The organism is Marinobacter sp. MMG032, assembly GCF_040112695.1.
Taxonomy (GTDB): Bacteria; Pseudomonadota; Gammaproteobacteria; order Pseudomonadales; family Oleiphilaceae; genus Marinobacter; species Marinobacter salsuginis.
The window spans coordinates 3,904,646-3,919,332 of record NZ_CP157802.1 but is presented as its reverse complement, the minus strand read 5'-3'; the positions used below and the strand labels follow the sequence as shown (position 1 = coordinate 3,919,332).

The window sequence follows — 14,687 nt, the reverse complement described above, 5'->3', positions numbered from 1 at the left end:
CCTATTTCCACCAGAACTCGGAACAGGTTAAGTGTCGACATCGAAATACCCCGACGACATTGCCTGTAAAAACAAAAACCCCGACAGCACTTGCCATCGGGGTTTTCAGGACCTTCACTTCACCAGATCGGCGCGATCGACTCAGTCTCTCGCACGTTTGGGGAAGATCGGGTAACTTACACCGGCCATCTGGTTGACCACGCGGATAACCTGAGCGCTATAGCCAAACTCGTTGTCGTACCAGACGTACAGGATCAGACGCTTGCCGCTGGCGATGGTTGCCTGCGCGTCAACGATACCGGCATGACGGGAACCGACGAAATCGGTGGAAACCACTTCCGGAGAGTTCACGAAGTCGATCTGCTTCTGGAGCTCTGAATGCAGCGCCATATCCCGCAGATAGTCGTTCACACTTTCCGCATCGACTTCTTTCTTGAGATTGAGATTCAGAATCGCCATGGACACGTTCGGCGTCGGAACGCGAATCGCATTGCCCGTCAACTTGCCTTTGAGAACGGGCAGCGCCTTGGCAACGGCCTTGGCGGCACCTGTCTCGGTAATTACCATGTTCAGGGCAGCGCTGCGCCCGCGACGACTTCCCTTGTGGTAATTGTCGATCAGGTTCTGGTCATTGGTGTAGGAGTGCACTGTCTCGACGTGACCGTCTTCAATGCCATACTCATCCTCAATCGCTTTCAGCACAGGGGTGATGGCATTGGTGGTACAGGAAGCCGCCGACAGGATCTTGTCTTCGTTGGTGATCCAGTCGTTGTTGATACCATAGACGATGTTCTTGATGTCGCCCTTGCCCGGCGCAGTCAGGATAACGCGACTGACGCCCTTGGACTTCAGGTGCAGACCAAGCCCGGCCTCGTCACGCCACTTGCCGGTGTTGTCGATCACAATGGCGTTGTTGATGCCGTATTCGGTGTAATCTACCTTGTCCGGACCGTCAGAGTAGATCACCTTGATGTAGTTGCCGTTGGCAATCAGGGCTGATTCTTTTTCATCGACGGTAATGGTGCCATCGAACGGTCCGTGTACGGAATCGCGGCGAAGCAGGCTCGCACGCTTCTCGAGATCGTTCTCTGCACCACCCTGACGTACAACAATCGCGCGCAGGCGCAGGTTGTTACCACCACCGGCTTTCTCGATCAGGATACGCGCCAGCAGACGGCCGATACGGCCAAAGCCGTACAGAACCACATCCTTGGTATCGTTGTGGGCGTCTTCTTCGGACTGAGCGGCGTATTGGCCAACTACCGGACCGATTTCACGCTTGAGGAACTCGGTCAGGTCACCGCCTTCCTCTTTGAACTTGACCGCCAACTTGCCGATATCGACGTGAGCGCGGCCCAGATCAAGTTTGTCCATCGCCTGCAGGATCGGCAGGGTGTCGTGAACAGAAAGCTCGCTGTCTTCAACCTGGCGCACGAAACGGTGAGCGCGGATGATATCAATGACCGACTGGTTGATGATGGCGCGACCATAGACAGAAGTAACCACATTGTTTTTGCGGTAGAGGCGGCCGATCAGCGGAATCATGGCTTCCGCGGTGGATTCTCTTTCTGTCCAGTTGGACAGGTGCTGATTGATCTGTTCGTGACTCACGCTTGAACCTCTGCAGTTGGCACTTGGAAAATGGGGCGCATATTATCCAACTTAATCCGGCTGACCGCAAATACACCAGACCATGACCTTCGTATAGAACCCGCCCGTCGATTAAGCAAGTGTCAGCCACGGCTTCAGCGCCATGACAGTGCCAGTCGCGAGCGTTAGAATACGCGCCACACCGCCGCCCGGACACCCAAACCAGGAGAATCAGACCGCCCATGAGCCAAGGTGCCAGCACACGCCCGTCACTCCGATCCATGATTGCCCCGGAATTCCCTTCCCGAGCGGCTGATCACAGGACATGGGGCCAATTGCATGGCAGCAGTGATGCGCTGGCCATCTGTGAAAGCGCCCGCGCCCACAAAGGCCTGACTCTGGTAATAACCCGGAGCACCGCCGATGCCATCCGGCTTGAACAGGCGATGCGGTTCTTTCTCGGGCTGCCTCCTGAAGAGGATGGCCCCGCCATCAGCGAAGACGGATTGGAGCTGCTCTCCCTGCCGGACTGGGAAACCCTGCCCTACGATCTGTTCTCTCCCCATCAGGACATCATCTCCCGGCGAATCCGGACACTGCACCGCTTGCCCTCGACCAGCCATGGGGTTCTGGTGGTTCCTGCAAGAACCCTGATGCACAGGTTGCCGCCGGTTAACTACCTCCAGGGCAATACTCTGCTTCTGGAAATCGGGCAGTCCCTGGATATAGAAAACTGGCGCATGCAGCTGGAGGCGGCAGGCTACCGGCACGCCGAGAACGTCTACGAACACGGTGAATACGCTGTTCGCGGCGCGATACTGGACATTTTTCCTATGGGCGCCAGCCTCCCCTACCGGATTGACCTGTTCGATGATGAAATCGAAACTCTCCGGACCTTCGATCCCGAAACCCAGCGTTCGATTGACCGGATAGATCGGATCGAACTGCTGCCTGCTTTCGAATTTCCGTGGCACAAGGAGGCACGGTCGGGCTTCCGTAGCCGCTGGTTCGAGCAGTTCCCGGACGCTGACAAGGACACGCCCATATACCAGGACGTGACCCAGGGCATCACGCCACCGGGGATCGAGTACTACCTGCCCCTGTTCTTCGACGAGACGGCAACCCTGTTCGATTATCTGCCTGGGGCGACCCATGTCTTTACCGCCGACGGGCTGAACGACGCGGTCAGCCATTTTGACAGCGAAACCCGTAACCGTTACGAAGACCGTCGCCACGATCGACTGCGGCCGATACTGCCACCCACCCGGCTGTTTCTGCAGCAGGAGGAGCTGTTCAGACACCTGAAAGCCTTTCCCAGGGTAACCATCTCCTCCGATTCCCAGGAGGCCACAGGATCGGTCAATTGCCCGACAAGAACCCTGCCGGATATCGCCATGGATGGTCGTGCCGCTGATCCTGCCGGCCGTCTCAAGCGGTTTCTCGGTGACTTTGACGGCCACGTACTGATCTGCGCAGAGTCATCCGGCCGGCGGGAAGCCCTGCTGGAGAATCTTGGCGAACAGGGCCTTGAGCTGAAAACCCTGGCCGGCTGGCAGGCTTTTCTGGACGATCACGAAACCCCGCTGGCCATTACCATTGCCCCGATGGAGCAAGGCCTGGTACTACCCGAGCATTCCATCGCCCTTATTACAGAAACGGCTTTATTTGGCGAGCGGGTATTGCAGCGACGTCGCCGGGAGAAGCCCACAGAAACCGACGATGCAGGTTTTCGGGACCTGTCGGAATTGCGGATCGGTGCACCGGTGGTTCACATCGACCATGGGGTGGGCCGCTATCTGGGCCTCGAAACCATAACCGTTGAGGGCGAGGCCAGCGAGTTTCTGATGCTGGAGTACGCCGGTGGCTCCAAACTCTATGTGCCGGTGTCCAGCCTGCATCTGATTTCCCGTTATGCCGGCAATGACACCGAGCACGCGCCACTGCATAAGCTGGGCACGGATCGCTGGAGCACAGCGAAACAGAAAGCCCTTGAGAAAATCCGCGATACCGCCGCAGAGCTTCTGGACGTCTACGCCCGCCGGGAGGCGCGCAAGGGTTTCAGCTTCGAGGATCCGAAGGAGGCGTACCGAGCGTTTGCGGCCGGCTTCCCCTTCGAGGAGACGCCCGACCAGCAGGTGGCCATTCAGTCGGTATTCGAGGACATGACCAGTGAGCGACCGATGGACCGCCTGGTCTGTGGTGATGTCGGCTTCGGGAAAACTGAGGTCGCCATGCGCGCCGCCTTCCTGGCCACATGGTCCGGCAAACAGGTGGCGGTTCTTGTGCCCACCACCCTGCTCGCCCAACAGCACTACGAGTCCTTCCGGGACCGCTTCTCAGACACCCCCGTGCAGGTCGAACTGCTCAGCCGATTCCGTACCGCCGGCCAGACCAGCAAAGCCCTCGAGGCGGTGGAGAATGGCAAGGCCGACATCGTGATCGGCACCCACAAACTGCTTCAGGGTGACATCAAATTCAAGAATCTCGGCCTGGTCATCATTGATGAAGAACACCGGTTTGGCGTCCAGCAAAAGGAAAGATTGAAAGCGCTGCGGGCCGAAGTGGACATGCTCAACCTCACCGCGACTCCGATCCCGCGGACCCTGAACATGGCCATGGGGCATCTGAGAGATCTCTCGATTATCGCAACACCTCCGGCCCGGCGACTCTCGGTGAAAACCTTCGTGCGCCAGAAAGACAATGCCATGGTCAAGGAAGCCATCTTGCGGGAAATTCTCCGCGGCGGTCAGGTGTACTTCCTGCACAATGATGTGGCAACAATCGAGAAAACCGCCGAGGATCTGCGGGCACTGATTCCCGAAGCCCGCGTGGGCGTCGCCCACGGCCAGATGCGGGAGCGGGATCTCGAGAAGATCATGTCGGACTTCTACCACAAGCGCTTCAACGTGCTGGTGTGCACAACCATCATTGAGACCGGCATCGACGTTCCCAGCGCCAACACCATTATTATCGAGCGGGCAGACAAGTTCGGCCTGGCCCAGCTGCACCAGCTTCGGGGTCGCGTTGGCCGGTCACACCACCAGGCCTATGCGTATCTGCTGACGCCACCGCCGAAATCGATTACGACCGACGCCAAAAAACGGCTGGACGCCATCTCGGAGGCGCAGGACCTCGGCGCTGGCTTTATGCTGGCCACCCATGACCTGGAAATCCGCGGCGCCGGTGAGCTGCTGGGCGAGGAACAGAGCGGGCAGATCGAAAGCATCGGCTTTACCCTCTACATGCAGCTGCTGGACGAGGCCGTCAAGGCTATCCGGGAGGGCCGGACACCCAACGCCGACCTGCCCCTGAGCCACGGCACCGAGATGAACCTGAGAATTCCGGCATTGATTCCAGAAGATTACCTGCCGGATGTTCATAACCGCCTGATGCTCTACAAGCGAATCGCCAGCGTCGACAGCCCGGATGCATTAAAAGAACTTCAGGTTGAAATGATTGACCGGTTCGGATTGTTACCGGATCCGGCCAAGAACCTAATCCGCCAGACCGAGCTTCGGCTCCGGGCAGAAGGCCTGGGTATCGTGAAAGTTGACGCTGGCAAGGAATGGGCGCGCCTCGAGTTTGGCAGCTCGACGCCGGTGGACCCTCTGGTTCTGGTTAAAAAAGTGCAATCTGCACCGGACCAATACCGGCTCGAAGGTGCCAACAGCTTCCGTTTTCGGCTGAAGGATGCCACAACCGGTGGTAAACTCGACGGCATTTCCCGGATGCTTGGCGAGCTGGAGCCTGCGAAAAGTCACGCATCCGGCTCATGAACGGCCGACCAACATGTGGAGTACGACCCTTGCAGACTGACGGAATTCGCTGGTGCCGATACCCGACCCGGGCCTTTCTGGCCGCCCTCCTGCTGAGCTTCGCGGCCACAGGGGCTGCCCAACAGCCAGACCGGGCAACACTGCCCCTGGAGCCCGGCACCCCCATTCCCGACGATTACTACCGGGCCGAGTTCGTGATTCTTGAGCGGATTATAGAGCCCGAGGCCGTGAATGAGCGTATGTCTGGCCGCACGGTAGAGGAGCCGATAGAAACGGAGGAGGTTCTCTGGTCTGCGCTGGAGGATGGCACCACGGAAACCACCCTGGAACTGGCGCCCCGGGAAGACCTTCACCTTGCCAGCGCGGCGGCGCGACTTGAGCGCAGTGGACGGTACCGTGTGCTCCTGGCTGCCGGTTGGTATGAGGCGTTCCCGCCGGATTACGAGGGCACGCCCCTGCAGGTGGAAATTGGTGATTGGATTGACAACGCCCGTACCAGGGAGGTTGAAGGCCACATTACCATCGACCGGCAACGCTACCTGCACGTGAACGTTCACCTCAACCACTGGCAGCTGGCGGAAGATGCTCAAGCCCTGCCTGAAGACGAGACGACCGAGTTGTCACAGGAGACGCCCCCGCCTGCAGGGGCGACCGGCGCTGAAGACACCGCACCCTCTTCAACGACACTCGACGAATCTGCCGCTCAGCCACTTGCTGCAATGGCTCAGCCCGCCCCGCTGGAGTTATTGACCTGGATCCGGGAAACCCGGCGTATGCGCAGTGAGGAAATCCACTTCCTGGACTCCCCCACGATCGGCGTACTGGTGTTCTTCAAGAAGATTGAGGCAACGGAGTAAGCACTCCAAGGCCGGCCATCGACACTGCGAGAATCCGTTTAACACCGGACATTCCCTGCTCGATGGCCGCCTCGATCTCTTCCATCGTGATGATGTGATCGGATTTGCCAGCCGCCCAATTGACCACCAGCCCCAGACAGACATAACGCATCCCCAGTTCCGCTGCCAGCGCGGCCTCCGGCATGCCGGTCATGCCCACCAGGTCGCATCCGTCCCGTTCCATCCGGATGATCTCGGCTGAAGTTTCCAACCTTGGCCCCTGGGTTGCGCCATACACCCCGAAACCGGAAAACGGCACGCCCTCTGCGCCTGCGGCATCAATCAGGATCTGACGGGCACTCTCGTCATAGGGCCAGGTGAAATCTATATGGGTCACCGACTCCAGGTCACCCTCGAAAAAGGTGCTGGCACGCCCCCAGGTGTAATCAATAATCTGATCGGGAATAACGACGTGGGCAGGCCCCATATCCGGGTGGATACCACCGACGGCGTTGACACCCACTACCGTCCGGACACCGGCATCGTAAAGGGCCTTCAGATTCGCCCGATAGTTCACCTGATGGGGTGGAATACGGTGCGGATTACCATGTCGCGACAGGAAGATAGCGGGCTGATCGCCAAGCCGCCCTTCCACCAGCGGCGCCGATGGACTGCCCCATGGCGTGCCAACCTGCTTTTCACCGGTGATTTCCAGGCCCGAAAGGGTGGTCAGGCCGGTGCCGCCAATAATGCCAACAGGGTGCATTTTCTCCGGTGACGTCATTCTGCCTCTCCTGAATCTTCTACATCTCCAGTGGTCTGGCGATTCTGCGACTTGCCGGAGCTCTTGCCGGATGAATCCGCCGCGCCCTTGTCTGAGGAACCCTCGGACTGTGATCCGGACAGCCTCACGCCCTCCGGAAGATGCAATGTGCGGGTCGGGAAAGCCACCTCGGCACCGTAACCCTCAATGATGTCACTGATTTTCAGCAGCACATCCTGCTTCACCTCGTGGAACCGGACCCACTGGGTTGTCTTGGTAAAGGTGTACACCATGATATCCAGCGAGGAGGCATTGAACGCGAGGAAGTTCACGATCAGGGTCTCATCGCTGTCAATCTCTTCATGCTCTTGAAGCATGGCCTTGATGTCATCAACGATGGACGCCATCTGCCCGACATCGGCATACCGAATGCCGATGGTTTCGTAGATCCGGCGATTGGTCATGCGCGATGGGTTCTCCACCGCGATGGTGGTGAACGCGGCATTGGGCACATAAAGCGGCCGTTTATCGAAGGTTCGGATGGTGGTGAGGCGCCAGCCGATGTGCTCCACCGTACCCTCGATATTGCGATCCGGTGAACGTACCCAGTCCCCTACCTTGAACGGCCGGTCCAGATGGATAATAAAGCCGCCGAAAAAGTTGGCCAGCAGGTCCTTGGCAGCAAAGCCAACGGCAATACCGCCCACGCCGCCGAACGCCAGGACACCGGAAATGCTGTAGCCCATGGACTGCATCGCAATAAGCACTGCAGTAATGATGACCACCGCCCGGGACAATTTGCTCACCGCGTTGACGGTGGTGTAGTCCATGGGCTGCTTCATTTTCAGAGGCGATACCAGTATCCCCTCAGCTTCCTTGATCAGTCTCAGAACGGCCCACACCAGAACAAAGATGAAACCGATCTGAAGGACGGACTCGTTCGCCTTGAATATCTCTGCTTCCGAGTATTTATGAGCCACTTCCGCAGCCCAGTAGACCCCTTGCAGCCAGACAAACGCTACAACCGGTTTGCGGGCCGCGTGCAATAACGCATCGTCAAACAGGTTCTTGGTCTGACTGAATTTACGCTCCAGGGCAGCGATGATATGGCTGGCGATATACGCCACCGTGGCTGTCCCGAAAACCAACGCAAACACGACAATTCCGACGCGCCAGGCTTCAGACAGCAGCCCGAAATTCTCGATCCAGCCATTCACCATGGCCATAACATCTCCGATCATCGGATCCCTCTGGTCTCGAAAGGTTTATCGAATGGAAACGGCCGCTCCCGGCGCGACGCGATCAAACAGATCAATAATGTCTTCATTGCGCATCCGCACACAGCCGTGGGACAGCGGCACTCCCATCGGCTCACTGTCCGGCGTGCCGTGAATGTATATGAAGCGACGGAAAGTATCGACACCCGGCCCCCGGTTTTCGCCCCACTGGCGGCCGCACAACCAGAGAATCCGGCTCAGGATCCAGTCGCGGTCAGGGTGCTGACGGGCAAGTTCGGAGCTGTAGATTTCTCCGGTGGGGCGCCGTGCCCGGAATACGGTTCCAACGGGAAGTCCTGCCCCGATACAGGCCCGGACATAGTGCTCTCCCCGGGGCGTACAGCCACTGCCATCGCTCTCTCCCGGCCCGTTCAACGCGGTGGAAACCGGATAGGAAGCAACAAGCTCTCCGCCTGCGGTTTCAAGCCGCAGGCGCTGGAGGCTCAGATCTATATCAATGCGGACTGATGCAGGATGCGTCAAAACCGGCCAGGCTCCCTTGGGGTAAAGGAGGAAGCCTAACCGAGAGAGTGGAACTCAGGCAACCGAGACCTTGCTGCCAACCGGTGGAACCAGCATGGCGTCTTCCGCCTGCATGCCGGCGGCCAGGAAGGGGACCAATCGAGCGGCAATTTCCTGAACTGTGGTTTCCACACCCAACTTGTTCTGAAGGATGTCTCTCAATGCATCGCTGCTGGACATGGTGAAGGCTGTTGCTCCCAACATGAACTGGATGCGCCAGTATCTATCCACCGACGACAGCTGGGGAGTCGCTTCCTTGAGCAACCGCATGAAACGGCTGAAGGGCTCGCTGTATTCCTGTTCCAGGAACTTGCGCAAATGCCCCTGGGACTGGGTGTAGGCAAGCCCAAGCAAGCGCATGAAGATCGAGATGCCCTTCTCGTTGCGTTGAGGCATGCGCACCGCACTTTCGGTAAGCGCCCAGAGCGTCTGATTCAGCGTTGGCGGTTTGCCGTCACAGCGTTCCTCAAGCTCATCAAAGGCGTTCTCCAGGGTTGCAGAAAACGGCGTCAGAAAGCGTGCGAAAACGGCGTGAATCAGGGCGTTCTTTGAACCAAAGTGGTAATTGACAGCGGCCAGATTTACTTTAGCCTTACTGGTAATCATTCGGAGCGAGGTTTCCGAAAAACCCCGGTCGGCGAACAGCTCTTCGGCTGCATCGAGAATCCGGTCAACGGTATCAGACTGCGCCATTTTGTTATCAATGCCTCTAGCAAACGTCTGTTTGAAACATACGTTTGAAGCGCATCCGTGTCAAGTTCTGGGCTCAGGCTCTGCCGCCACTTCCTCCCAACCCCGGTCAATTGCTTCCTGGTTACCCTCGAAAAAGGCCTTCTGGACGCGGCTGTACGCCTTCTCTGCTTCCAGCAGATAGATCAGGTACAGACGCACATGCTCCCTGCGCGTCAACTGTCGGGACAGAACCCGGCTCTCGGACAACTTCAGGAGATGACTGAACCGGGTATTCTTCAGCGCAGGATTAAAATCTGCCATCCGGGCGCATTGCCAGATCAGGCCGTCCGAGCCTTCAAGGTGGGCAACGTGCTGCCGCGCTTCACGGATCATCCTCTGGCGGGTCATGATCAGGTCAAGATAGGAAGGTTTGGTGGTATAGATTCTGCGTACCGCCGGTATTCCCAGCAACAGAATGATCACGAAGGCGCCGAAGCCGCCGCCTGCAATCCAGGCAGGGACAAACCCGGTCAGCCCGCTCAGAAAGATGGCTGCGGCAATCAAGGCGCTGAACAACCACAGATCCCGCCCACGACGGGCTTCAGCCAACGTAAAGTTATCCGGCCAACCGTTCATGGCCAGCAGATCAAAATCCATCAGCAGAACCCGATCACATTGCCGCAGCATCAGCCGGAGCTTGCGCTGCCGGGATTCTGCCATCACTCTCTCGGCCCCGCTGCTACCTGCCTCCCGGGATTCCTGACCAGCTGACGCGTTATCGGGCTCTGAACCGGTGTCCGGGCCCTGCTCGGACGGTGCACCTTTGTCAGCCTGACTGTCGGATACTGGAGCCGAAGGCTGGGCATCCGCCGTTCTGGGGGCCGGCACAGGATCGGCCGCCCGCCCCGGCCTCAACACCGGCGCCTGCACCGGCTCATTCGCCTGGGTGGCAGCCTTACTCTGATTTTCAGCCATGGCAGATTGTCCGGATTAAAGGGTTTAAACAGGTATCGACCGTCACATCGGATACTTGAATCCCTGCCCCGATCTTGGCATTCGCCAGTCCGGTCGCTATCCTTGGCGCACCTGCCAGAAAGGCATCCGAACACCACACTTTACGAGGTCAGGATTATGTTCACAGGCATTGTCCAGGGCATTGCAACCATCGACGACGTCAAGGCCGAGCCCGGACTGAGCACGTTTGCTATCCGGCTGCCCGCAGACAAGGCGAGCGGCGTGTCGATTGGCGCATCGGTCGCAATCAACGGCACCTGCCTGACCGTGACACGCCAGGAAGACAGCGTGCTTTACTTCGATGCCATGCAGGAAACCCTGAGACTGACTACCCTGGGGGATCTGAAAACCGGAGACCAGGTGAATTTCGAACGGGCCGCCCGTATCGGCGATGAGATTGGCGGTCACCTGCTGTCAGGACATATTCATACAACCGCCCGGATTGTCGAAATCCTGAGACCGGAAAACAACGTCACCCTGTGGTTCGAAGTTCCCGACGAGTGGACACGCTACATCTTTCCCAAAGGCTACATTGCCATCAATGGCGCCAGCCTGACCATCGGTGAAGTGCGGGGCAACCGGTTCAACATCCACCTGATTCCGGAAACTCTGAGGGCCACAACCTTCGGCACCTGTGAAGAGGGTCAACGGGTTAACATCGAAATAGATAGCCAGACCCAGACCATCGTGGACACCCTGGCCCGACTGGGATACGACCGCCCGGCCCCGACGCTCTGACTCATATGGCATTTCAGCGGTTGCCGGCCCAGAACACCACGAATTTGGGGCTGGCATCCAGCTGTTCTACCTGCGAAAAATACCGCCGCAGGCTTCGGTGATAACCCAGGTGGCGATTACCAACCATGAGCAAGCGCCCTCCTGGCTTCAGGTGCTTCGAGGCCTGCTCAAACAACCGCAGGGCAATATGATCACCGACCACGCCGCCCTCGTGGAACGGTGGATTCAGAAGGATCAGCTCGAAAGAGCCCGCACCGACATCAATGCCATCGCAGTGCGAAAAGAACGCGCTGGCCTCCGGGAAAGCCTGTTCGACATTATGTCGGGCACTGAGCACAGCGTGGCTTGAAACGTCACTGAAACCCAACTGCACATCCCCTCTCTCCGCGAGCGCCGTCAAGCCCAGCACGCCGTTGCCACAGGCCAGATCCATCACAGAGCTCCCAGCCTGCAAGGAGGATACCTCTCTCGCCACGTGCGGAAGGAGCAAGCGGCTACCGATATCCAGCTTTTCCCTGGCGAACACCGCGGGCAATGCCTGGACTGCCAGCTCACCGTTCCTGCCGGATAGTGCATACCCCTTCCAGCATCCCGGCCAGCCCGCCAGACTCTCAGTACCTTTCCGACACCGAATGACCCGAGCCTTTTTTCGTGCGGGAAGCACCTGTTCCGTCTGCACCGCTTCGCCAAATACCTCGACACTTTTGGACGGCAAATGCTTGATCATCCCGCCTGCCAGCAAGACACTGGAATCAGTTATCACGCCATTGAGCCAGCGCAGCAACCAGGCCAGATAGTCAGCCTGGCGCGGTATCCGCAACACCACCAGATCGAATGGGCCCGCAGGCGGATCGATCCAGCTATAAACCTGCTCTGCTGAAGAAAACGCGGGATTCAATGCAGCATTGCTTACCAGTGCGGCGGGCAGCACAGCACTATCGGCAACAACGATGGGCGACAGTCGCGAAAGCCCCAACGCAAGGGCCCCGAACTGATCGTCCACCACCAGGACCCGGGGCTCTTCTATACCCGCCGCAACGTCAAGAGCCTGTTCCAGCAAAAGCTCGTCAGCAGCATCCCACGCTCTCAGCGTCGGATCATCGGTCCCCGGGCGGGCCAGAATCAGCCTGCCTTCGGAAAAAACGAGTTCTGCAGTTGTCATTTCAGGCATCCTGGAGGCTTTTTGTCACAAAAGCGCCATTCTAGGCTGTTTATTCTAGAAATTAATCCTAACGTTGGAGGTGTTCACGCTGAACATCCCTTTTCCGGTTGGCTCCGTTGTTCTGGACGCAAACCTTTTGCCCCTCACCCCAGGGGCTTTTTTCGTTCAGGAACGCCGAAAAGCGCGATAAACCGAAAACCTGCGGTCTTCTCTCAGGCGCTCAACCGGGCCGATGCAGCGCTTCATCAATGGCTCATAGGGCAGAAAGCTGTTCGCGACCAGACGCACCTCACCACCCGGCGCCAGATGTCGCCCAACTTCCCGGAGAAAGCGCTCGGTCATCGACATGTCCGTTCTGACACCGGTATGAAAGGGGGGATTACTCAGAATAACGGGCCAGGTGCCCTCAACTGCGGAGAGACCATCCGAGGCCAGGATGCGTCCGGAAACGCCATTGCGCTCATAGGTAGCCCGGGCACAGACGACGGCCTGGGACTGAACGTCGATTCCGTCGACTGTGACCCGAGGTTGGTTCTGCTGCTCGTGCCAGCGGTGCAACCAGGCGCCAAGGACTCCGGCGCCACAGGCAAAATCCAGCACAGGGCCAGACCGCAATGGATTTTCGTCCAGCGTCTCCAGCAGCATGCGAGTACCCTCGTCCAGCTCGCCGAGGCTGAAAATGCCCGGCAGTCCCGCGACTTCCAGATGCACCGCTTTGCAGTCAATGCCGGTCCAGCTCATCCATTGCTCAAGCGAGAATTCAGGCAGTGGTTCGATCTGACCAGCACACCAGACCTGGCAGTGTCTTGCGCTATCGACCTTAGTAGCCCCAGGGGCCACAGCCTTGAGCTGTTTGACGGCGCCGGCAATCCCTTCTTTTTTTTCACCAACAAGCACCAGCCGCGCGCCCGCCGCCGCCAGCCAGCGCGCCAGGGCAAGACGTAGATCAAGTTCGGCCCGGGCCTTGGGCAGGAATACAACCAGGGTGTCGAAAGCGCCGGCTGCCAGTGCCGGATCATCGTAGCCGAAACAGATCTGCCAGCCCGCTTGCCCGGCGAGCGAGGCACAGACCCCGGCATGCTCGCTCATGGCCATGCCACCGGCAGGCAGGTCGGCCAGCAGCCCGGTGGCGGCCATGCCCAACAGGGCAACCCGCCCCTGCAACAGTTGGCGGTTTCGCAATAAGGCTTCATGGGAATTGGGCAATGACATTGATTAGCTGGTTCCGCGTGGTTGGTTCGCAAGCGGGATACTCTAACCGGAATGAGCCCTCGCGTCTCCCCTGCAAGGCAGAGGCTGGAGGGCTTTCAGAGGGTAACTACCACGGCAAACTCGGTCACTTGTAGCGGGCAACGGTGCCAACCCGCAAGGCATCTTCAGGGGACATACCCCAGTCTTCGGACTGGCTGGCATCAGAAGGTTTCCGCCCCCGCCCCTGTTGCTCCGCGCCGGCCGAGATGTCTTTACGCTGGCTCAGTACTGTCAGGGCTTTTTGCATCAGTTCTTTCATGGTCTACCTCCTCGCTTACTACAGGATCCACTTTAGCAAAGCGGGAGGCGACCAACTGTGATGACGCCGCGGGTCAGGAAGTGACGCTCATCACGAATTTTTGACGCAATTTTACATTCTTTATTGGACGACTTTCTGACGCCCCGACCTTACCGGCCTTTGCACCAATTCGTCGATACTGTTCTGCCGGACCCGTTCACGATCCTCCTCGCTGGCGACCGATAGTCCCATATCCCGGAGAATCCCGTCGGCAACGTCATAAACAAAACCGTGGACCGCTAGTGGCTGGCCCCGCCTCCAGGCTTCCTGAACAATGTTGTTCTGGCACACATGCCCTACCTGCTCAACGACGTTGAGCTCGCAAAGCCGATCCACCCGATCCTGCACGTTAGGCAGATTATCCAGCACCTGCTGATGACGGTCCCGGACATCCTGAACATGACGAAGCCAGTTGCTGATCAGCCCGAACCCTTCATTGAGCAAGGCCGCTCTTACACCGCCACAACCGTAGTGACCAACCACCAGGATGTGCTTCACCTTCAACACTTCGATAGCGAATTGCAGCACCGACAGACAGTTAAAATCCGTATGGACAACCACGTTGGCCACATTTCGGTGTACAAACAGTTCCCCCGGCAGAAGGTCGACGATCTGGTTGGCCGGCACGCGACTGTCCGCACAGCCTATCCACAGGTATTCCGGTGCCTGCTGGTTCGACAGGCGGTGAAAAAACTGGGGATCCTGGGCCTTGATGCCATCCGCCCAGGCCCGGTTTTTTTCAAGAAGATGGTCAAGCTGACCCATTATCCCACTCCATTTGATGGTTC

The 14,687-nt window shown here is 58.4% G+C and carries 13 protein-coding genes; 3 read left to right on the top strand and 10 right to left on the bottom strand.

The features are described 5' to 3' along the window. Window positions 1–141: 141 nt before the first annotated feature. Window positions 142–1,611 (bottom strand): glyceraldehyde-3-phosphate dehydrogenase, encoded by a 1,470-nt coding sequence (locus ABNF92_RS18005; protein WP_291906853.1) that lies wholly within the window; start codon window positions 1,609–1,611, stop codon window positions 142–144. A 221-nt stretch (window positions 1,612–1,832) separates the two neighbouring features. Between ABNF92_RS18005 and mfd the strand changes: the two genes are divergently transcribed. After that, a complete protein-coding gene (gene mfd / locus ABNF92_RS18000; protein WP_349342921.1) occupies window positions 1,833–5,366 on the top strand; it encodes a transcription-repair coupling factor in 3,534 nt (1,177 codons plus the stop codon). A 29-nt stretch (window positions 5,367–5,395) separates the two neighbouring features. After that, on the top strand, window positions 5,396–6,223 hold the full coding sequence (locus ABNF92_RS17995; protein ID WP_349342920.1) for a CsiV family protein: 828 nt from the start codon (window positions 5,396–5,398) through the stop codon (window positions 6,221–6,223). On the opposite strand, the gene ABNF92_RS17990 is transcribed toward ABNF92_RS17995, so the two are convergent. Genes ABNF92_RS17990 through ABNF92_RS17970 form a run of 5 tightly spaced genes read right to left on the bottom strand, consistent with a single transcriptional unit; the run spans window position 6,198 to window position 10,411 of the window. Next, a complete protein-coding gene (locus ABNF92_RS17990; protein WP_305967306.1) occupies window positions 6,198–6,986 on the bottom strand; it encodes an S-methyl-5'-thioinosine phosphorylase in 789 nt (262 codons plus the stop codon). The two genes, ABNF92_RS17995 and ABNF92_RS17990, sit on opposite strands and share 26 nt — an antisense overlap. Continuing rightward, window positions 6,983–8,206: a mechanosensitive ion channel family protein gene (locus ABNF92_RS17985; RefSeq protein ID WP_069183236.1), complete on the bottom strand. Its 1,224-nt coding sequence runs from the start codon at window positions 8,204–8,206 to the stop codon at window positions 6,983–6,985. Before ABNF92_RS17985 ends, ABNF92_RS17990 begins: the two co-directional genes overlap by 4 nt. Window positions 8,207–8,230: 24 nt before the next feature. Then, complete coding sequence (locus ABNF92_RS17980) at window positions 8,231–8,725, bottom strand: L,D-transpeptidase (RefSeq protein WP_349342919.1); 495 nt, start codon at window positions 8,723–8,725, stop codon at window positions 8,231–8,233. A 54-nt stretch (window positions 8,726–8,779) separates the two neighbouring features. After that, window positions 8,780–9,457 carry a TetR/AcrR family transcriptional regulator gene (locus ABNF92_RS17975; protein ID WP_069183234.1) on the bottom strand — a complete coding sequence of 226 codons (678 nt, stop codon included), beginning with the start codon at window positions 9,455–9,457 and terminating at the stop codon, window positions 8,780–8,782. Window positions 9,458–9,517: 60 nt separating this feature from the next. Further along, window positions 9,518–10,411, bottom strand: a complete 894-nt coding sequence (locus tag ABNF92_RS17970; protein WP_222464836.1) for a hypothetical protein — start codon at window positions 10,409–10,411, stop codon at window positions 9,518–9,520. A 156-nt stretch (window positions 10,412–10,567) separates the two neighbouring features. Here ABNF92_RS17970 and ABNF92_RS17965 point away from each other — a divergent pair, with 156 nt between their 5' ends. Further along, complete coding sequence (locus tag ABNF92_RS17965) at window positions 10,568–11,188, top strand: riboflavin synthase subunit alpha (RefSeq protein ID WP_209396905.1); 621 nt, start codon at window positions 10,568–10,570, stop codon at window positions 11,186–11,188. 13 nt (window positions 11,189–11,201) lie between these two features. On the opposite strand, the gene ABNF92_RS17960 is transcribed toward ABNF92_RS17965, so the two are convergent. From ABNF92_RS17960 to can, 4 genes are all read right to left on the bottom strand, one after another. After that, window positions 11,202–12,350, bottom strand: coding sequence for a methyltransferase (locus ABNF92_RS17960; RefSeq protein WP_349342918.1), 1,149 nt, complete (start codon window positions 12,348–12,350; stop codon window positions 11,202–11,204). A 165-nt stretch (window positions 12,351–12,515) separates the two neighbouring features. Next, window positions 12,516–13,562 carry a class I SAM-dependent methyltransferase gene (locus ABNF92_RS17955; protein ID WP_349342917.1) on the bottom strand — a complete coding sequence of 349 codons (1,047 nt, stop codon included), beginning with the start codon at window positions 13,560–13,562 and terminating at the stop codon, window positions 12,516–12,518. Window positions 13,563–13,686: 124 nt separating this feature from the next. Further along, on the bottom strand, window positions 13,687–13,860 hold the full coding sequence (locus ABNF92_RS17950; protein ID WP_167352692.1) for a hypothetical protein: 174 nt from the start codon (window positions 13,858–13,860) through the stop codon (window positions 13,687–13,689). 120 nt (window positions 13,861–13,980) lie between these two features. Then, window positions 13,981–14,664, bottom strand: coding sequence for a carbonate dehydratase (can, locus tag ABNF92_RS17945; protein WP_349342916.1), 684 nt, complete (start codon window positions 14,662–14,664; stop codon window positions 13,981–13,983). Window positions 14,665–14,687: the final 23 nt, after the last annotated feature.